Origin of the sequence: Allostreptomyces psammosilenae (genome assembly GCF_013407765.1) — a bacterium.
Lineage (GTDB): Bacteria > Actinomycetota > Actinomycetes > Streptomycetales > Streptomycetaceae > Allostreptomyces > Allostreptomyces psammosilenae.
In genome coordinates this window covers 2,794,636-2,812,368 of record NZ_JACBZD010000001.1, presented here as the reverse complement: position 1 = coordinate 2,812,368, position 17,733 = coordinate 2,794,636, and the positions used below count along the sequence as shown (strand labels likewise).

General features: G+C 72.3%; 19 protein-coding genes. 11 read left to right on the top strand and 8 right to left on the bottom strand.

The annotated features are described in order from the left end of the window. The first annotated feature begins 430 nt into the window (after nucleotides 1–430). Nucleotides 431–877 (top strand): hypothetical protein, encoded by a 447-nt coding sequence (locus FHU37_RS11485; RefSeq protein WP_179814098.1) that lies wholly within the window; start codon nucleotides 431–433, stop codon nucleotides 875–877. 97 nt (nucleotides 878–974) lie between these two features. Here the strand turns inward: FHU37_RS11485 and FHU37_RS11480 are convergent, their stop codons facing one another. Next, complete coding sequence (locus FHU37_RS11480; RefSeq protein ID WP_179814097.1) at nucleotides 975–2,369, bottom strand: helix-turn-helix domain-containing protein; 1,395 nt, start codon at nucleotides 2,367–2,369, stop codon at nucleotides 975–977. A 299-nt stretch (nucleotides 2,370–2,668) separates the two neighbouring features. On the opposite strand from FHU37_RS11480, the gene FHU37_RS11475 reads away from it, so the two are divergent. Genes FHU37_RS11475 through FHU37_RS11465 form a run of 3 tightly spaced genes read left to right on the top strand, consistent with a single transcriptional unit; the run spans nucleotide 2,669 to nucleotide 5,138 of the window. Continuing rightward, the gene (locus tag FHU37_RS11475) at nucleotides 2,669–4,168 is read left to right on the top strand and encodes a pyridoxal phosphate-dependent decarboxylase family protein (RefSeq protein WP_218904009.1); all 1,500 of its coding nucleotides are present in this window, start codon (nucleotides 2,669–2,671) and stop codon (nucleotides 4,166–4,168) included. Nucleotides 4,169–4,209: 41 nt separating this feature from the next. Further along, nucleotides 4,210–4,356, top strand: coding sequence for a hypothetical protein (locus tag FHU37_RS11470; protein WP_179814095.1), 147 nt, complete (start codon nucleotides 4,210–4,212; stop codon nucleotides 4,354–4,356). After that, nucleotides 4,353–5,138, top strand: coding sequence for a nucleotidyltransferase domain-containing protein (locus tag FHU37_RS11465; RefSeq protein ID WP_179814094.1), 786 nt, complete (start codon nucleotides 4,353–4,355; stop codon nucleotides 5,136–5,138). Before FHU37_RS11470 ends, FHU37_RS11465 begins: the two co-directional genes overlap by 4 nt. A gap of 134 nt (nucleotides 5,139–5,272) precedes the next feature. On the opposite strand, the gene FHU37_RS11460 is transcribed toward FHU37_RS11465, so the two are convergent. From FHU37_RS11460 to FHU37_RS11445, 4 genes are all read right to left on the bottom strand, one after another. Continuing rightward, nucleotides 5,273–6,235, bottom strand: coding sequence for a phosphotransferase (locus FHU37_RS11460; RefSeq protein ID WP_179814093.1), 963 nt, complete (start codon nucleotides 6,233–6,235; stop codon nucleotides 5,273–5,275). Nucleotides 6,236–6,763: 528 nt separating this feature from the next. After that, nucleotides 6,764–7,210 (bottom strand): GNAT family N-acetyltransferase, encoded by a 447-nt coding sequence (locus FHU37_RS11455; RefSeq protein ID WP_312892559.1) that lies wholly within the window; start codon nucleotides 7,208–7,210, stop codon nucleotides 6,764–6,766. 94 nt (nucleotides 7,211–7,304) lie between these two features. Continuing rightward, nucleotides 7,305–7,967, bottom strand: coding sequence for a maltokinase N-terminal cap-like domain-containing protein (locus FHU37_RS11450; RefSeq protein WP_179814091.1), 663 nt, complete (start codon nucleotides 7,965–7,967; stop codon nucleotides 7,305–7,307). 114 nt (nucleotides 7,968–8,081) lie between these two features. Continuing rightward, the gene (locus FHU37_RS11445) at nucleotides 8,082–8,537 is read right to left on the bottom strand and encodes a MarR family winged helix-turn-helix transcriptional regulator (protein WP_179814090.1); all 456 of its coding nucleotides are present in this window, start codon (nucleotides 8,535–8,537) and stop codon (nucleotides 8,082–8,084) included. A gap of 83 nt (nucleotides 8,538–8,620) precedes the next feature. Here FHU37_RS11445 and FHU37_RS11440 point away from each other — a divergent pair, with 83 nt between their 5' ends. Continuing rightward, on the top strand, nucleotides 8,621–8,974 hold the full coding sequence (locus tag FHU37_RS11440; RefSeq protein WP_312892557.1) for a DoxX family protein: 354 nt from the start codon (nucleotides 8,621–8,623) through the stop codon (nucleotides 8,972–8,974). A 161-nt stretch (nucleotides 8,975–9,135) separates the two neighbouring features. Continuing rightward, complete coding sequence (locus FHU37_RS11435; RefSeq protein ID WP_179814089.1) at nucleotides 9,136–10,458, top strand: M18 family aminopeptidase; 1,323 nt, start codon at nucleotides 9,136–9,138, stop codon at nucleotides 10,456–10,458. A gap of 133 nt (nucleotides 10,459–10,591) precedes the next feature. Here the strand turns inward: FHU37_RS11435 and FHU37_RS28075 are convergent, their stop codons facing one another. After that, a complete protein-coding gene (locus FHU37_RS28075; protein WP_246449789.1) occupies nucleotides 10,592–11,584 on the bottom strand; it encodes an SDR family NAD(P)-dependent oxidoreductase in 993 nt (330 codons plus the stop codon). Nucleotides 11,585–11,788: 204 nt separating this feature from the next. Between FHU37_RS28075 and FHU37_RS11425 the strand changes: the two genes are divergently transcribed. Continuing rightward, nucleotides 11,789–12,322, top strand: coding sequence for a hypothetical protein (locus FHU37_RS11425; RefSeq protein WP_179814088.1), 534 nt, complete (start codon nucleotides 11,789–11,791; stop codon nucleotides 12,320–12,322). 49 nt (nucleotides 12,323–12,371) lie between these two features. Here FHU37_RS11425 and FHU37_RS11420 read toward each other — a convergent pair whose 3' ends face one another. Beyond that, complete coding sequence (locus FHU37_RS11420; RefSeq protein WP_179814087.1) at nucleotides 12,372–13,361, bottom strand: helix-turn-helix transcriptional regulator; 990 nt, start codon at nucleotides 13,359–13,361, stop codon at nucleotides 12,372–12,374. Nucleotides 13,362–13,459: 98 nt separating this feature from the next. Here FHU37_RS11420 and FHU37_RS11415 point away from each other — a divergent pair, with 98 nt between their 5' ends. The 3 genes from FHU37_RS11415 (at nucleotide 13,460) to FHU37_RS11405 (ending at nucleotide 15,604) form a co-directional block, all read left to right on the top strand. Beyond that, nucleotides 13,460–14,254: an NAD(P)H-dependent oxidoreductase gene (locus FHU37_RS11415; RefSeq protein WP_179814086.1), complete on the top strand. Its 795-nt coding sequence runs from the start codon at nucleotides 13,460–13,462 to the stop codon at nucleotides 14,252–14,254. A gap of 81 nt (nucleotides 14,255–14,335) precedes the next feature. Further along, nucleotides 14,336–15,058: a TetR family transcriptional regulator gene (locus FHU37_RS11410; RefSeq protein WP_218904007.1), complete on the top strand. Its 723-nt coding sequence runs from the start codon at nucleotides 14,336–14,338 to the stop codon at nucleotides 15,056–15,058. A 186-nt stretch (nucleotides 15,059–15,244) separates the two neighbouring features. After that, on the top strand, nucleotides 15,245–15,604 hold the full coding sequence (locus tag FHU37_RS11405) for a hypothetical protein (RefSeq protein WP_179814085.1): 360 nt from the start codon (nucleotides 15,245–15,247) through the stop codon (nucleotides 15,602–15,604). Between the two features lie 477 nt (nucleotides 15,605–16,081). Here the strand turns inward: FHU37_RS11405 and FHU37_RS11400 are convergent, their stop codons facing one another. Then, nucleotides 16,082–17,296, bottom strand: coding sequence for an MFS transporter (locus FHU37_RS11400; protein ID WP_312892556.1), 1,215 nt, complete (start codon nucleotides 17,294–17,296; stop codon nucleotides 16,082–16,084). Between the two features lie 80 nt (nucleotides 17,297–17,376). On the opposite strand from FHU37_RS11400, the gene FHU37_RS11395 reads away from it, so the two are divergent. Continuing rightward, entirely contained in the window at nucleotides 17,377–17,718 is a 342-nt protein-coding gene (locus FHU37_RS11395) for an ArsR/SmtB family transcription factor (protein ID WP_179814083.1), read from the top strand. Nucleotides 17,719–17,733 lie beyond the last annotated feature (15 nt).

Here is a 17,733-nt window from a genome sequence, read left to right as displayed (position 1 = left end):
GCGTGAGACCGACATGGCGCGGCGTGGCGGCGCGTGTGCCCGACATTGCCGCGCCCCAGCGGGCTTCGTGTGACGGCGTGGCAAGAGCACCTCAACTCCGGCGGCCACGCCACCACCAGCGCAGGGGGGTCCCCCTATTTCCATGATCCCATCGGGTGGTAACGGAGCGCAGCCCCCAAAAACCGCCTGTGGATAACCACCACCCCCGCCCCCATGCATCCGGCTGGTCGGCAGACCCCTCCCCGCGCGCGTCCGTCCCCCCAGCGGCGGAGCGTGCCTAGCACGGCGCCCTCCCAGTCGCCTGGGTTATCCGCAAAAAGTCTGAAATCGTCGGCGGCTATGGACAGCGGCCGGGCCGCCACCGAGGATTCTCCGCGGCGCGACCCCATCAGATGAGGGCATGTCAAATGCCCCCGCCGGAGGAGACTTGATGCAGCGCACACGACGCACGCTCCGCGACGTCGCCGTGATCACCGCTACCACCGCACCACTGCTCCTGGCACTCGCCTCCCCCGCCGCCGCCGAACCCCACACCGCCACCCTCACCGTCGGCCCGGTGAACCTCCCCGCCGTGGTCCCGGTCGAGGCGTGTATCGACGACCTGTGCGTCTCGACGCCCGAGGCCACCGACGTCACGCTGAGGGTGGTCGCCACCACCCTCACCGAAGGCCAGCCGCTCGAACTCACCTCCGTGCCCTGCCCGAGCGGCCACGGCGCGGCGGTCACCGTCTCGACCTCCGTGACCGCCACCGTCACGATCGAGGCGCTGGTCACCGGTAACGGGCCGCTCGGACCGATCAGCGTCCCGGTCGGACCGAGGATCCAGACCATCGGGGCGGACACGCCCGGCGTGACCGTGCTGTCCTGCTCCAGCTGACCCATCCGCCGCCCGGCCTCCCCGGGCGCGTCCCCTGAAACGGCGACGCGCCCGGGGAGGCGCTGCTGTTTTGGGGCGCGCCCCAACCGCCGGTCCGTCACGCGGGAAGCGCGCCGGTTCGGTGGGCGAATTCCTTGAGGCCAGGGAGGCTCGTAGGGGCATAGAGGAGGTTCGCGGTCAGCGCCTGGATGGAAGGCCGGCGGACTTCTTCGGGTGCGTCACGCTCGATGGCGCGAAGGGCGGCGAGAGTGCGGGTGGGGTCGCCGAGTGCGTGCCACATGCGGGCGGTGTCGGTGTGGAATCTGGCGCGGCGTTCGATGGTGGGGAAGTCGGCGGGGGTGAGGTGGGTGGCGTGGGGGACGGCTTCGTCGGGGGTGCCGAGGGTGGTGTGGATGCCGATGCGGTACAGGTCGCATTGGGCGGGGGTGGCCTCGACGGCGTAGAGGTCGGGTTGCCGGCCTCTCGGGATGCGGTGGGTGGTCTGCTCGGCTTCGTCGGCGAGGGTGAGGGCGGCGGTGCGGTCGCCGGCGGCGGCTGCGCTGTAGGCGGCGGTGAGGAGGAGGGTGGTGCGGGCGGCGAGGTCTGCGGGGTGGGGGTTGCCGTGGTCGGGGGCGATGGTGGTGGCGGTGTGGACGAGGAGGTCGACGGCGCTGTTGGGGCGCCCGGCGCGCCGCATGGTGATGGCCAGGACGCGGGCGGCTTCGGCGATCGGGGCGGTCTGGGCGCTGGCGCGGGCCGCGGTCAGGGCGCGGTCGGCGGTGGCCCAGGCGAGGTCCGCGTGCGATTTGATGGCCAGTTCGGTGGCCAGGACGTAGGCGCGGGCGACGCAGGCGGCGGCCTGCTCGCGGGTTCGGCCGTGCGGGGCGGCCGCGCGGGTGGACTCCGCGGCCGCGATGAGGGCGGGCAGGTGGGCTGCGAAGTCGGCGTAGCGGGCGGCGCGGAAGTCGGCGCGTGCGGCGGTCAGCGCGGCGACGAGCCGCTGGAGGGGGAGCGGCTCGGTCGGGGTGGGTTGGAACAGGACGTGTTCCAGGGCGGTCGCTGAGCTAGTGGTTGTTGGCTGGGACGCGGCGGAGGCGGGGTGGGGCAGGAGGTGGGCGGCGCTGATACCGAGGGCGCCCGCCAGTAGGTTCCTGCGTCGCACGTCGTCCTCCTGCTGCCGGGGGGCGGCCAGTCCGCTGGCCACCTTAATCCTCGTCGGTGGGCTGGCGGTGGGGCGCGGCCGTGTCGTGGGTGGTGGCGGGCCGAGGGGCGGGGTGGGGAGGCCCAGGTCGGTGGCGGGGATGTCCAGTGCGTGGGCGATCCGACGGAGGGTGTCCCAGTTGGGGTGCGTGTCGCCAGACTCGATGCGGCTGATCGCGGAGGCGGAGTAACCGCAGCGCTGGCCGAGCTGGCGCTGGGTGAGGCGCGCGGCGGCGCGTGCGCCGCGGATGACCGCCCCGACGTCTACCGGTCGCAGGAGGGCCGGCTGCGGTGGGGTGGGTTCAGGCGGCATCAGTTCTCCGGCGGGCTGGGAGATTGCTCACGGTAGGGGCGCCGTGGGCGGGCGCGGCAGAGGCGCGCGGTTGCACAGGGTGTGCGGGATCCGCACGGGGTGTGCGCGGTGCGTCCGAGGCCGTCCTCAGCGGGCGGACCAGGCGGTTTCCTCATGGTGCGGCCCTTGGATGCCAGGGCTGCGCAGGAGACCACCTGGTCTGGAGGGATGCCCTGATGGACGCGATCCGCTTGCTCTCCGACGTTCCAACGCCGCGCTCCGCTGCCGCTTCGGAGCGGCCGGTTGGCCCCTTGGGGGCGGTGCTGACGCCGGAGAACCGGACGGAGGTCCTGGCGCTGCTGGCGCGGGTCCTGGAAGCGGGGGTGGATTTCAAGCTGGGGGAGGAGGTCTTTGCCGGTCTCCGGCTTCGGCCGGAGCAACTGCGGGACGCCCTGGTCGACGACCTTCCCCAGCAGACTCTGGGGGCTGCCGCGGTGGTGGAGGAGATGGTGGCGCGCCTCCTGCCGCACGCGAAGAACGAGGCGGCTCCCCGATTCCTGGGATTCGGGGACACGGGGGCCAACATCGCGGCACTCGCCGGCGGGCTGATGGGGCTGTTGACGCAGCAGAACATGATCAACCAGTCCTTCGATTCTCCCGCGGCCACCTTCGCCGAGGTCTCGGTGCTCCGATGGCTCCGTGACCTGCTCGGCTACCGCAACCCGCCCCTGGACCAGGTGAACGGAGTGTGGCAGGTCGGCGGGATCATCACTGCCGGCGGCACGGGCGCCAACGCGGCCGCGATGCTGCTCGCTCGCGAGCACACCGCCCCCGACACCATGCGCACGGGCGTTCGTGACCCCGAAGGGCACGGCCTGGTCGTGCCGGCGGGCATCGGCCACTACTCGGTGAAGGCCTCCGCGGCGTGGGTCGGCTGCGGCACCCACCTGATCGAAGTGCCCACCGACCACTACCGCTACAACCTGCCCGCGCTGCGCCAAGCCCTGCGCCACCATCGGGGCCGGATCATGGGCGTGGTCGCCTACGCCGGCGATTCCCGCACCCACACCGTGGAGCGCCTCGACGCCGTCGCCGACATCGCCCGCACCGAGGCCCCCGAAGCGTGGCTGCACGCGGACGCGTGCTGGGGCCTGCTGTGCGCGCTCACCGACCGGCTGCGCCCCAAGATCACCGGAATCGCCGAGTACGACTCCGTCACGGTGGATGCCCACAAGGTCCTCGACATTCCCTATGCCGTGGCCGCCCTGCTGGTCCGCGACCCCGGGGTGCTGCGCACCATCACCACGCACAGCGACCTGATCATGCGCGAGCCCTTCGCGTTCGGGCAGGTCACCCCGTTCGTCGGTTCTCGCGCCTGGGAGTCCCTGCGGGTGTGGGGGATGATGCGCGCCGCCGGCCGCAGCGGCCTGGCCGCCCTCGCAGAGTCCCGTCTGGAGCGAACCGCCGCCTTCACCGCCCTGGTCGACGCCCACGCACGGCTGCTGCGGCTGGCCGAGCCGGACATGACCGCTGTGGTCTTCTGCTACCTCCCGGCCGGCCACGACCCGACCCGGCCGGACGTCGACCGGATCGGTGAGATCAACCGCCGAATCCACGCCGACCTGCTGGCCGGTGGGCGCTGGTACCTGCACCAGTTCGCCCTCCCGGACGACACCGGCGTGGTCGCCCGCGGCGCGGTGCTGTGGCCCCTGCGGTTCATCGGCGGAAACGCCCGCACCACCCACCAGCACCTGACGGAGCTGGTGGACGAGGTGGTGCGCCTCGGTGCGCTGCACGAGCACACCACGGGCCTCGCCTGACCACCCTCACCCGCGTCAACGGTTGAAAGGACAGCTGGACCATGTCTCTGACCACTCCCGCCGAGCAGTCCGTGGACGGCTTCGTCGCCGCGGCCTACATCGTCACCCACCGCCGGCCGGACGGCACCGTGCACTCCCCCACCGGCGTCCACCTGATCCACTTCCAGCGTTCGGAGGCGACGCGATGACCACCGCGCGCCTGCCGCTGCTCGACGACGCCGCAGCCGTCGCCGCCGCGTACACACCGCTTGGCGGCTACGCCATTGCCTACGGCTCCCACGCAACCGGCCATGCCAACTCCACCTCCGACCTGGACCTCCTCCTCGTCCACCCCGCGACCCAGCCGGTCAACCTCCCGGGACTGACGCGGGCGGTCATCGCGCTGCATCACCGGCACGGCCTCGGCCTGGACACGGAGGTGCGATACGAGAACAAGCTGGCCGCCTCCGACCACGACGTCGACCGAGCCCTGGCACTGGAGGGATACTCCCCCACCCAGACCGGCGACATCACCGTCCGCCCCGTGCCCGAGCACGGGACCGACGTCTTCCTCAACACGACGACCTTCCGACTGCGACTGGTCCTCAATGCCCTGACCACCGGTCACGTCTTCCTCGCCGGGGATCCGCGCCGGCACAGCCTCGACACCACCGCCGCCGAGCGCTCCGTCGCCCTCCTCGCCACCAGCCTGCTCACCCACCAGTCCCACATGACCGTGAGCGAGGCAGTCGCTGTCCTCGTCCAGGCACCCACCGGCGAGGCAGGGCACGACTGGCTCGGCTACGAGCCCACGCCCGCCCTGCACTCGGTGCTGCGCCGCGGTCTGACCGCGCTGGTCGCCGAGCACGTGATCGACCTGGTGCCGCATGGGCGATTCCGGCAGGACGACCAGGTCCGACGCGCAGCGCTCGCCCACTTCACCGCCTACTCCGCAGGCGTGCGGGGCCCTGTCCCGGCATCAATGCCCTGACGCCGAACCTCGTCAGCCCTGTGCCCGTCAATGGCCTGCGAGCCTGGAGGGAGGACGCGGCGGGCCGGCCTTCCCCCTGAGTGGGTCTCTACGGCGTAAAGAGCCACCCACGCACGGCAAGGGTGGCAGGGGCCTCATCGCCACCTTCCGGTGAGGGCCCTGCGTCCTCCCCAGACTGGATTGCGGTGGCGGAGCCAGGCTCGGCCAGCGGCTGCAGCGCGCCTGCGGTAAGCCCGGAGCGCCGACGGGCTAGTGGGGTTGCGGGAGCCGGCCTCCCACAGGCCTGTTAGACCTGCGGCGAATGCGGTGATCGCCGTCGAGTCGGCCTCCCGCCAGGCCGGGATCGCACGCATCGCGGTCTCGGCCGACGCCGCCGTGTGGCCGGCGAGCACCAGCTGGGGCAGGAGGAAGGCCGCGTCCAGCCACGCCGCTCCGCGCACGGCCCAGGACCAGTCCACGATCCAGGCCTGGTCACCGCTGACCAGCAGGTTGTCCGCGCGTAGGTCGGTGTGCAGCATCGTCGAGCCGTCCAGGGCGAGGAGGGACTGCTGCTCGAGTTCGACAAGCTGCTCGAGATGCCGCTGCGCCCATGGATCGAGGTCGCTGGGCGGAGTGGAGGCGATGTGCTGCCACCCGGTGAAGTCAGCGGCGAGATCGTCTCCGACTGCGGGCGCTTGCTGGAGCGGGCAGGGCGTGAGCAGGTCGCTGAGGCCGGCTACCGTGGACAGCACGACGGGGAGGTCCAGGGAGCTCGGCGCCAGGCTCGGGTGTCGGCCGTCCACGGCGTCGAAGACCAGCACGGTCCAGCCGTCCATCTCCGCGTGCCGCCGTAGCCGCGGCGCCGGGACTGCAACCGGCAGTGCGGACGCCGCACGCGCCTCGGCCCGACACAACTCAGCCGTGTCGTCGTCCTCGCGTGCTGCCTTGATGAACAGACGCTGCCCGTCCGCCATCGACGCCAGTGTGGCCACCCCGGAGGTCAGCCCGCCGGCAGTGGTACGGGCCTCGAGCACCTGCGTACCCGCTTGTTCCTGCACCCACAGCCGCACCGCTCGAGGGAGTGTCTCCCAACCGGGCCGCACGCTCGCCTCCTCCATCGTCAGCTTCCACTCCGTGCCTGGTGCCGGCCCCCACGCCCTGACTGGCACCCCGGCGGCACGTGGCACAGCAACCCCAGTGTGGCTCCAGCGGCCACAGCTTGGTCACGGGCAGGCTCTGAGGCGTGGGGTGTGGGCAGGTTGCGAGGGCCTGTGGATAACTTCCGTACTCTCGCCAGGAACATGCCAGCGTTCTCCCCAGGAACCTGCCTCTGGCCTGGGGGGACCCCCTTTCTCAGGATCCCACCTGAGGATCACTGAGCGCATCCCCCCTCTCGCAGCCTGTGGATAACTTGCCCGTGGAATCCAGTGAAGCCAGCGGAATCCAGCGAAGCCAGCGAAGGTCAGTGAAGCCAGCGGAGGTCGGGAAATCCAGCGGAGGTCAGGGAAACCAGCGGCGTTGAGCGAAGCCAGCGGAGGCCGGTGAAGCCGGCGGCAGTCAGGGTCCCTGCGGCGGTGAGCGCAGCAGCGGAAACCCGCGGAGCCCACGACGCCATCGGTCCTCACCCCCACCGCCCCCCGCTCCTCCTACAGCGTCAGCTTGAAGCCGTCGTGGCTGCGCTCGAAGCCCAGCGCGGCGTAGAAGCGGTGGGCCTCGGTGCGCCGTTTGTTGCTGGTCAGCTGCACCAGGGTGCATCCGCGGGCGCGTGCCCGCCCGATCGCCCGGAGGAGCATGTCCCGGCCGAGGCCCTCCCCGCGCCGGTCGGGGCGGACGCGCACCGCCTCGACCAGGGCGCGTTCCTGACCGTGCCGCCCGAGGCCCGGGATGTAGGTGAGCTGGAGGCAGCCGAGGACGGTGCCGTCCCCGGCGTCCAGGACCAGCATCTCGTTGCGGTCGTCCGCGTCCACGGCCGCGAAGGCCCGCTCGTACGCCTCGTCGACCTCGACGACCCCCGGGTCGACCACCGTGTCCTCGTTGGTGAGTAGCGCGATGATCGCGGGCAGGTCCTGGCGCGTGGCGGTACGGAGTATCACGGCGCAGAGCATGGCAGAGGCCGGCGGACGGGCCTCCGCGCGGATGGTTGCAGCCTGCGTTTCGGTCGGGCTGGGGCTGGGACTGGGACTGGGGCTAGGCGCCGGCACCGGGGTGCAGCACGGCGAACAGTCCCCGCGCCCGCGTGCCGTCCGGCAGCTGCCAGGAGCCGGCGACGTGGCCGGTCGCCCCCGGGGGCGGGACGGGCGCGTGGTCCGGGGTGGGGCGCAGGACGCGGTGCACGCGGAGCGTCGTGCCGTGCGGTGCGGGCAGTTCGGTGCCCTCGTGGTCGTCGGCGGCGCTGGTGGTGAAGTCGGCGGGGGTGGCGTGGTCGCCGGTGTAGGAGCGGGCGACCTCCCGGTCGGGGGTGTCGCTGGTGTTCTGGTCCTGGGCCTCGGCCCGGCCCTCGATCAGGGCCAGCAACTGGGCGACCAGCACCGGGTCGTGGCAGCCGTCGTAGGCCCAGCGCCGCCCGAGCACGCCGTGCTCCATGGTGCCGACCAGGGCGTGCTCCGCCCCGTCGAGCGGGGCGCCGCGGTAGGTGAGCGGCACCAGGTAGCTCACCGGGTGAGTGCCGGAGGTGTCGGTGACCACCATGAACTCGATCCCGACCTCGCCCTGCGGGTCGTCCAGCCGGAAGCCGCCGGCCTTGGCCAGTTGCGGTTCGCCCGCGCCGGAGTACCACGGCCGGGAGGGCAGCCAGGAGGTGAGCAGTTCCAGCTTGGTCGGCTTGACGGTGGTGCGGTGGATGACGGCCATGCCGAGGATTCTCCCCGTTGAGCGGATGTGACCTCCACACCTTTCCATCCGCCTGCCATCCGCGCGGCGCGGGCCGTGGCGGTTCCCCGCCCGGCGAGGGCCGCGGGACGGGGGCTAGTCCCCGGCGCAGGCGTCGTGGTCGCCGGGCGTGCGGACCCGGCTGAGCAGCGCGCGGAGCGTCGTCCGCTCGTCGTCGGAGAGGTCGGCGAAGAGCTGGCGTTCCACCTCGGCGACGGCGGCGTCGGTGCTCCGGAGGGCGGCCAGGCCCTCGGGGGTGATCTCCACGATGTGCCGGCGGCGGTCGCCGGGGTCGCGGCGGCGGTGGACGAGGGCGTGGTCCTCGAGGTCGTTGAGGATCGCGACCAGCACGCTGGGGTCGCACTCCAGTTGCTCGGTGAGGGCCCGCTGGGTCACCGGGCCGTCCGCGAGGAACGTCAACGCCATGGCCTGACGGGGCTTCAGGCCGGTGGCGGCGAGGGCGGCCCGGATCCGGGACTCGGCGGCCGTGCCGTGCCGGGCGAGGAGGAGCCCGAGGCGGTCCGTCGGGGAGCCGGTGCCCTGTGTTGCCATGTCGATATGGTAGCAGAGCGTCGATTGTTTGTGATCTTTAATCGTTGATACCGTTCAACGGTCTTGGATCATCCATCATTGGAGTGCCCGTGTTCACCGCCTACGTGGTCGTCAGCGCCCTGCTCGCCCTGCTCCTCGCCGCCTCCTCCGTCTTCGACTTCACCCGCCGCGAGGACTTCCTCAGGGACATGGCCGCCATGGGGGTGCCGGAGTCGTGGCTGCCGGGGCTCGGCGCCCTGAAGCTGGCCGGCGCGGTGGGGCTGCTGGTCGGGACCTGGGTGCCGCTGCTCGGGATCGCGGCGGCGATCGGCCTCGTCCTGTACTTCGTCGGTGCGGTGATCACCCACGTGCGCTCCCGCAGACCGTCCGTGGTCCCGCCCGTCGCGTTCGGCCTGCTGGCCGTCGCCGCCCTGGTGCTCCGCCTGGCCGCGGTGTAGCGCCGGCACGTGAGCGTCAGCGCGGGAGCGGCGGCACGCGGGCGGCGGCACGGCGGAGGCGAGGGTGGGGCGCGTCGGGGTGGCGCCGCGGGGTGCGCTCCGCGCCGGTACGGCACGATAGGCGGGCAACCAGCTAAGCAGCCCAGCACGGCAGGAGCAGCATGACCCCGCGACACGAGGCGCCAGACGGCACCGCCCCGACCCCGGTCCGTTTCGACCGCTCCCACACCGACGACCTCATCGACTTCCTGTCGACGAGCCCGTCCCCCTACCACGCCGTGGCGAGCGCCGTGGCGCGCCTGGAGGCGGCCGGCTTCCGGGAGCTGCGCGAGGAGGACGCCTGGGTGGCCGGCGGGGGCGGCTGGTACGTGCGTCGCGGTGGGGCGCTGATCGCCTGGTTCGCGCCGGAGGACGCCGACCCCTCCACCGGTTTCTCGATCGTCGGCGCGCACACCGACTCGCCGAACCTGCGGGTCAAGCCCAACCCGGACACGGCCGCCGTCGGCTGGCGGCAGGTCGCCGTCGAGATCTACGGCGGGCCGCTGCTGAACTCCTGGCTCGACCGCGACCTCGGCCTGTCCGGGCGGCTCACCCTGCGGGACGGCTCGCACCGGCTGGTGCGGGTGGACCGCGCCGTGCTGCGCGTCCCCCAGCTGGCCATCCACCTCGACCGCTCGGTCAACGAGGGCCTGACGCTGGACCGCCAGCGGCACATGGCCCCGATCTGGGGTCTCGGCGGGGCCGAGGAGGGCGCGCTGATCCGGTTCGTCGCCGAGGAGGCGGGCGTTCCGGCGGACGAGGTCGCCGGCTGGGACCTGATGACGCACGACGTGCAGCCCCCCGGCTACCTCGGCCGCGACGGCGAACTGCTCGCCGCCCCCCGCCTGGACAACCTGCTGTCCGTGCACGCCGGAACGCGGGCGCTGATCGACGCGGCAGCGCGGTCCAGTGCCACCAGGATTCCGGTGCTCGCCGCCTTCGACCACGAGGAGACGGGCAGCGAGTCCGACACCGGCGCCCAGGGCCCGCTGCTGGACAACGTGCTGACGCGCTCCGTGCTGGCCCGCGGCGGCTCGGCGGAGGACCGGTTGCGGGCGTTCGCCCGCACCGTCTGCCTCTCCTCCGACATGGGGCACGCCGTGCACCCCAACTACGCGGAGCGCCACGACCCCGGCCACCACCCGCTGCCGAACCGCGGACCGATCCTCAAGGTGAACGTCAACCAGCGGTACGCCACCGACGGTTCGGGACGGGCCGTCTTCGCCGCCGCCTGCGAGCGGGCCGGGGTGCCGTGGCAGAGCTTCGTCTCCAACAACGCCATGCCCTGCGGCACGACCATCGGCCCCATCACGGCGGCCCGGCTGGGCATCCGCACCGTGGACGTGGGCATCGCCGCGCTCTCCATGCACTCCGCGCGGGAGCTGTGCGGCGCCGACGACCCGTACCTGCTCGGCGCCGCGCTGGCGGCCTTCCTGGCCGGCTGAGGTCCGCCGCCGAGGCCCCGCCCACCCCGGACGGAAGGGGACGGGCATCGCCGGGGCGGGACGACGGCCACATGGCCCCGTCCCGCCCCTCCCCGCCGTCTCCTGGGGGCCGACGCCTGCCTTCCCGGGCCGGCTACGCCGCGGGAAGCCCGCTCAGCCTCGCGCACAGCTCCCAGACCGCCTCTTGGTCGCCCGGCCGCAGGGCGCCGGCCGGCCAGGCCGCCCGCCGGCAGTTGGTGTCGACGTACGTCCCGGTCACCCCCTCCACCTCCGGGCTCGACGCCAGGTAGACGCTGGACCTCGCGGGCCTGCTCAGATCGGCCAGGAGAACCGGCGCGAGCAGCCGCACCAGCGGGGCGAGCGGCCGGTAGACGAAGGGGAACGCGGCCGTGGGGATCGCCCGGTTGCCCGGCGTGTGACCGTGGCCGGGGTACGCCACGTTGACGGTCACCCCGCTGCCCGCCAGGCGCTCCGCGAGGCGGCGGCTCATCGCCATCAGGGCGACCTTGCTGTGGTTGTACTGACTGAACGTCCAACCCAGGTAGCGGCGCTCCCCCTGGAGGTTGGACGGGTCGATCGGCCCGCGCGGGATGCCGCCGGTGATGTTGACGACGCGTGACGCGGCGCCGCCCGAGCCCTCCCCGCCGCCCGCGCCGCCCTCTGCACCGCCGCCTCCACGGCCACCTTCCGCGCCACCTCCACGGCCACCTTCGTCGCCACGCCGCGCGCCCCGGCGGAGCAGGGGCAGCAGCAGGTGGGTCAGTGTGAACGGGACCAGGACGTTCACCGCGAACGCCGTCTCCACGCCGTCCTCGGTCAGTTGCCGCCGCGCCGTGTTCGCCCCGGCGTTGTTGACCAGTACGTGCAGCGCGTCGCAGCGGCCGGCCACCTCCTCCGCGAGCCGGCGCACGTCGCGCAGGCGGGTCAGGTCGGCGGTGAGCGCCGCGACGGCGTCGTTGCCCGTGTCGCGGCGCAGTTCCCGGGCGGCGGCCTCGGCCCGGCCGGCGTCCCGCCCCACCAGGATCACCCGGGCGCCCAGCCCGGCGAGCCCCCGCGCCGTCTCCCTGCCGATCCCGCCGGTGCTCCCAGTTATCAGGACGGTCCTGCCGCGCATGGACGTGTTCATGGCCGTCACCCTCGCCTCTCGTGGTCGCGTGGTGGGCGTACGCCTGCTCCGAATGAAGAATATGTCATCCGGTGACACTTTCTCATCCGAGTGACATCAGACCCCTGGAGACGCCCAGAGGCGTGCGGGGCATAGGCGGATTCGTCCGGGATGCCTAGACTCGGTGGCCCGATGCACAGCCCGGTGCGACGAGGGGAGCACGCTGTGGCATGGCTGCGACGGCGGAAAGAGACCACGTGGTCGGGGATGGTCTTCGCGGACGACGCGGCGTTGGAGGACTGGAAGCGCAGGACGGCGGAGGCGGGGCTGACCTTCGTCGGCAAGAAGGAGAACGCCGGGAACACCTACGTGACGTTCACCGGGACGGACGCCGAGAAGGCGAAGGCGTTCTTACGCGAGGAACCCGTGCCCCACGACCGCTACTACGTCGTCGTGGAGACGCCCGACGGCGTGTGGGGAACGGACAGCAACAGCATCTACCTGGAGCAGTTGCGGCCCTGGCAGCTGCGGACGAGGGACGCCGACTGCGACGGCGAGCTCACCACGCTGATCGACGGCGTGCACAACCTGCTGCTGGCCCAACGGGGGATCATCGACAACTTCGTCGTCGGGGTGAGCTGCGGCCGGTGCGAGCGGGAGTGGATCGACGGCGTGCGCTACGGCGGCGAGACCCTCGTCCGGTGTCCGGGCTGCCAGGCGCGCAACCGGGTGGACTCGCGGAACATCCGCGTCACCTGAACGTCCGCGTCACCCGGAACGTCCGCGCGGGCCGGGGACCGTCCGGCCGTCAGCCCGCGCGCGGCTCGGGGAACCGCGTGACGGCCGACGCCAGCCCGGCGAGGGCGACGGCGTCCTGGCTGCCCTCGGCGGCGCTGAACACGTGCACCACCAGGCCCGTCTCCCCGGGCGCGGCCGGGATGTGCATCGTCTCGTAGTCCAGGGTGAGCAGCCCGGCCACCGGGTGCCGCAGCCGCTTGCGGCCCGCCCCGCACATCACCACCTCGCCGCTGGTCCAGATCCGCCGGAACTCGGCGCTGCGCGCGGACAGTTCGGTGATGAGCGCGGCGAGCTCCGTGTCGTCGGGGTACCGCCCGGCGGAGACCCGCAGCTGGCCCACGGACTCCGCCGCCCGGTCCTCCCACTCCGGGAAGACGCTTCGGGAGGCGGGATCGAGGAAGAGGTACCGGGCGTTGTTGCGGTCGCGGCGCCCGGGCCGGTCCAGGCCGCCCACCAGCTCGGCACCGAGGTCGTTCCAGGCCACCACGTCGAGGCGGTGGTTGGTCACGAAGGCCGGGAAGCCCTCCATGGAGTCCAGCAGCCGCCGCAGCAGCGGGCTCACCCGGGCGCGGGGCGCGGGGCCGCGACCGGCGCCGGCCAGGGTGGCGAGGTGTCCGCGCTCCGCCGCGTCGAGGCGGAGCGCCCTGGCGAGGGCGTCGAGCACCTCGGCGGAGGGCTGGGTGGCCCGGCCCTGCTCCAGGCGCACGTAGTAGTCCACGCTGATCCCGGCGAGCTGGGCCAGCTCCTCGCGGCGCAGCCCGCGCACCCGGCGGCGACGGCCGACGGTGAGCCCGACCGACTCCGGCGTGACGCGGCCCCGGCGGGCGCGCAGGAAGGCGCCGAGCGCGCGGTGGGGGTCGCCGATTCCGTCGACTCCGGCGGCTCCGTGGATTCCGCCCACTTGGCCGGATCCGGTGGCTCCGTCGACGCCGGTCGTGGCGCCGTTCGTGGTGCTGATCGTGGCGCCGTCCGTGCGCTCGCCGTGGTTCACGCCCTCCATGGGCCCCAGTATGCGTGGCCCTGGCAGTACCAGGAACGCGGTTCCGCCGGTCGAACGGGGTGCTGGCTACCCCGTACCGCGCGCGCGAACGTGGCGTCATGACCGAAACCACGCCCCAGCAGGGCAGGAAGATCCTCATCGTCACCGCCCACCCCGAGCCCCGTTCGCTCAACGCCGCCCTGGCCGCCTTCGCCGTCGAGGAACTGCGCGCGGCGGGGCACGAGGTGCGGGTGTCCGACCTCTACGCGATGAAGTGGAAGGCGGCGGTGGACGCCGACGACTACCCCGACCACCCGGCCGACGAGCGGCTGCGGGTGATGGACGCCTCGGAGCGGGCCACGCTGGCGGGACGGCTGTCGCCGGACATCGTGGCGGAGCAGGAGAAGCTGCGCTGGTCGGACGCGGTGATCCTGCAGTTCCCGATGTGGTGGTTCTCCGCGCCGGCGATCCTGAAGGGCTGGATCGACCGGGTGTTCACCGCCGGGTTCGGCTACGGCCCCAACGTCCCGCCGCCGTACGGCGAGGGCCCTCTGGCGGGGCGGCGTGCGCTGGTGTCGGTGACCATCGGCGCCCGGGAGTCGGCGTTCTCCGACCGGGGCATCCACGGGCGGCTCACGGACGTCCTCCACCCGCTCCAGCACGGCCTGTTCTGGTTCACGGGCATCGCGCCGCTCGAACCGTTCGCCGTGTACGGCTCCAACGACCTGCCGGAGGAGCGGTTCGCGGCGGCGAAGCGGGAGTACCGGCGGCGGCTCGACGGGCTCTTCACGGACGAGCCGGTGCCGTTCCGGTCGCTCGTCGGCGGCGACTACGGCCGTGACATGCGACTGCTGCCCGGTGTGGAGGAGCCGGGGACGAGCGGGCTGGACCTCCACGTCCGCCCCCGCGGCTGAGACCTCTCCCGCTGAGTGCCCAGGTCCCCTGGCACTTGATGCCACATTATCGTCTGAGTGTCGTGACATACACTCGGCGGCATGAGCAGTGGTGGTGGCGCCGGCGGTGGTGGGCTCCGCGAGCGGACCCGACGGGCGGTGCGGGCCGAGCTGGCCGAGCTGGCTCTCGGCATGTTCCTCGAGCGCGGCTTCGACGAGACGACGGTCGACGACATCGCGCGGGCGGCCGGGCTGTCCAAGCGCAGCTTCTTCCGCTACTTCCCGACCAAGGAGGACGCCGTCCTCGGCGAGGTGGACGATCTGGGCCAGCAGGTCGTCGACGACCTCCGCGCGCGCCCGGCCGACGAGGACCCGTGGGAGTCGCTGCGGATCGTGCTGTGTCGGTGGGAGGGACGGATCCAGCGCTCCCGGCTGGAGCTGGCCAGCCTGCGGCTGATCGAGTCGACCCCGTCGCTGCGCGCCGGCCTCCACCACCGGCGCGAGCGGGTGCGCGAGCGGGTCAGCGAGGCCCTGCGCCATCGCTCCGGTCGCGAGGAGGACGCCGGGCACGGTGCCGCCGGGGCGGGTGCCGGCGGCGGCGCCAGTGCTGGTTCCGGAGGCGCTGGCGGTGCTGGCGATGGCGCCCGCGCGGGTGACCGCCCGGGGCTGGACGCCTTCACCGCCGACCTGCTCACCAGCGCCGCCGGGACGGCCCTGGAGGTCGCGTCGCGCGAGTGGCTCCGCTCCGGCGGCACCGCCGACCGAGCCGCCCTCACCGACCGAGCCTTCGCCCTGCTCCGCCCCGCCCTGGTCGACCGCCGGTGAGGAAGGGCGGTCGGGCCGGCGGCTGATTCCGCAAGGGGGCATTTCCCCGTCGTGGACAACTCGAGCGCCCACTTGTTCCAGGGGTACCCCGGTGGGAGGGTGCGTCGCCGGGGCAGCGTGTTCACGGATCTCGCCCTACTGGGCGTCCAACGCGGATACCCTGGCCGTGTTGAGAAGGGATTCCCCGTGGACGACGAGCATGGCCGTGTCTTCCGAGAGGCGTGGATCTCGGGTGTCAAGAAGTACTATCCGGGTGAGCCCAAGCCCGGTTACATCGCTCCGTGGGAGGAAACTCCCGAGTGGGAACGTCGGGCTGCTGCCGCTGTGTACGGTCAGGTGCGTGGCTTCGTGGAAGTGAGCGAGGGGAAGACGGCCAAACTGTCACGTGAGCAGAAGGGGCGGTTTGTGGCTCTCTGCTGGATCGCGCAAATCCACCGGCACTTCGACTCGCCCAAGCCAAGCTACGCGGCCGACTGGGAAGCGCTGCCCCGGTGGCAGCAGGAGACGGACGCGGACATCTTCGAGCACATCGAGCAGACCCTGTAAGGCAGAGGCGGGTCCGTTCGTCACCACGGAGGTCCCCGAGCCCTCACTGTACGAGGGGCGACGGCGGGCGGTTGCCGAGGCAGACACCCGGGGGATCCCCTTCCATGGAGGGGGCCCCGCGGGTCGCCGCCCTGAGTTCCGTGAGGCACCCAGATTCATGAAGGCAGGACCGCCTTTCTGTCCGGAGGTAAGGCCTCGTGGGGGTGTGGGGGTGTTCCGCAAGGGGGCATTTTGCCTTGTGGATAACTCGAACGCCCCCTTGTTTCAGGGGTACCCCAGTGGGAGTGGGGAGCGCAAGGGGGAGTTTTCGGCTGTGGATAACTCTGGGCCCCCTTTCTTCCCAGGGGTAAGGGTTGGACGGGGTGTTCCGCAAGGGAGTTCTGCCATCGGTGGACAACCCGTGGCTACCTGTGGACAGCCCATGTCGCATGGCGGTCCGGCGGGGGCGGGGCAGTGCGGCGCGTCATCGAGCTGCAGCTACTCTCCCGAACGCTCTTCCGAACTGCGTCGGTAGCTTGCGATTCCCAAGGCGAGCGCAAGCGCACCGAGGATTCCGGCGAGGGTGGTGGCCGCCGTTGGCATGCCCCACTGGCCGACCGCGTAGCCGGTGGCGACCGTGAGGATGGCGGCGGGCAGGTAGGCGCTGATGTTCAGTGCGGCGTTGGCTTCGGCCCGGCGGTTGCCGTCGACGTGGTGGGCGATGAGTCGGAGTCCGCCGAGTTGGCCGAGGCCCTGTCCGGTACCCGCGAAGACCGCGGCGGCGACGAAGAGCCAGGCGTCCTTCGTCGCGACGGTCATGACGACCGCGGACACGGCGAGGACTGTGCCCGCGGTTGCGAGGGCGAAGAGCCGGTGGACCGGGAGCTTGGTGAGCGCGAGCTGTGATCCGGTCGCCGCCATGAACATCACGCAGGCCGCTCCGCCCGCCAGCAGCGGTGAGGTGTTGCCGACGGCGAGGACCAGCAGGGACGGGCCGAGCGAGAGCACGAACGAAGTCGCGGTGAGGCCGGGCGCGAAGACCGCGGCGCCGCCCGAGACGTGCCCGCGGTGCTGCTCGGGGACGCTCGGAAGACGCGGCCACGGGAATCCGGCGGTCGGGGCGGATCGCGCCAGGGGAAGGCCGACGTACCCGCCGAGCGCGAGGAGCAGCAGCACGGCGTTGATGCCGAACACCGGGAGAACCGGCGCCTGTGTGACCTGATGGACGACTCCTCCGAGGAGTGGGCCGAGGCCGGCGCCGAAGACCATCGCGATCGACGCGAGCAGCGAGGTCAGGTGCCGTCGATGCTCGCCGCCGAGGTCGACGACGGCGGCCATGCCGGCGGAGACGACGATGCCGACCGCGATGCCCACCAGCAGTCGAGCGACGAGCAGGACCGCGACGCTCTCGGCGACGACGAACAGGGCGGCCGAAGCCAGTGCCACGAGGATCCCCGGCACCACCACCCGCTTGCGGCCGTAGAAGTCGGCGGCCCGTCCGGCGACCAGCAGGGCCGCGACGAGTCCGACGATGTAGGCGGCGAAGATCACCGTCAGCGTCCCGGAGGAGAACCCGATCCTGTCCTGCCAGTACACGTACAGCGGGGTCGGGGAGTTCGACAACGCGAAGACGGCCGTCACCGCCCAGGCCGCGCGCGAGATCTGCCAGGCGGAAGCGGCCCGGGACCGGGCCGGAGCTGTTCGCGTCGTCACCACCGTCTCCTTGTACGAGAATTTTCGTACCGGGAAGGTAGCAGTACGAGAATGCTCGTACAAGTTGGTAGGCTGCCCTCGTGGATGCCGTCGACGCCGTTGAGCTGCCGCCCCTCCTGCCGGAGCCCGCCGCGAGCGAGCTGCGCCTCGAGGCGGTGATGGCGGCGCTCGCCGAGCCCTTGCGCATGACGATCGCCCGCAAGCTGCTGCTCCACTCGGACGAGTTCGACCACCCGTGTGGCTGGTTCGGTTTCGACCGCCCCAAGTCGAGCCTCACCCACCACTTCAAGGTGCTGCGCGAAGCGGGCGTCATCCACCAGCGCCAGTACGGGCTGGAGCGGCGCAGCCGCCTCAGGGTCGAGGACCTGAACGACCGCTTCCCCGGGCTGCTGGACCTGGTCGCGGCGACGGAGTCGCGGTAGCGACCAACCCTGTGA

Excerpts from the sequence above, each read along its gene's own strand:
- FHU37_RS11450 (WP_179814091.1), bottom strand. The coding sequence starts at position 7,967 with ATGGCCGTCATCCACCGCACCACCGTCAAGCCGACCAAGCTGGAACTG.
- FHU37_RS11445 (WP_179814090.1), bottom strand. The coding sequence starts at position 8,537 with ATGGCAACACAGGGCACCGGCTCCCCGACGGACCGCCTCGGGCTCCTC.
- FHU37_RS11415 (WP_179814086.1), top strand. The coding sequence starts at position 13,460 with ATGACCGAAACCACGCCCCAGCAGGGCAGGAAGATCCTCATCGTCACC.
- FHU37_RS28075 (WP_246449789.1), bottom strand. The coding sequence starts at position 11,584 with ATGAACACGTCCATGCGCGGCAGGACCGTCCTGATAACTGGGAGCACC.
- FHU37_RS11460 (WP_179814093.1), bottom strand. The coding sequence starts at position 6,235 with ATGGAGGAGGCGAGCGTGCGGCCCGGTTGGGAGACACTCCCTCGAGCG.
- FHU37_RS11420 (WP_179814087.1), bottom strand. The coding sequence starts at position 13,361 with ATGGAGGGCGTGAACCACGGCGAGCGCACGGACGGCGCCACGATCAGC.
- FHU37_RS11470 (WP_179814095.1), top strand. The coding sequence starts at position 4,210 with ATGTCTCTGACCACTCCCGCCGAGCAGTCCGTGGACGGCTTCGTCGCC.
- FHU37_RS11410 (WP_218904007.1), top strand. The coding sequence starts at position 14,336 with ATGAGCAGTGGTGGTGGCGCCGGCGGTGGTGGGCTCCGCGAGCGGACC.
- FHU37_RS11435 (WP_179814089.1), top strand. The coding sequence starts at position 9,136 with ATGACCCCGCGACACGAGGCGCCAGACGGCACCGCCCCGACCCCGGTC.
- FHU37_RS11465 (WP_179814094.1), top strand. The coding sequence starts at position 4,353 with ATGACCACCGCGCGCCTGCCGCTGCTCGACGACGCCGCAGCCGTCGCC.
- FHU37_RS11485 (WP_179814098.1), top strand. The coding sequence starts at position 431 with ATGCAGCGCACACGACGCACGCTCCGCGACGTCGCCGTGATCACCGCT.
- FHU37_RS11480 (WP_179814097.1), bottom strand. The coding sequence starts at position 2,369 with ATGCCGCCTGAACCCACCCCACCGCAGCCGGCCCTCCTGCGACCGGTA.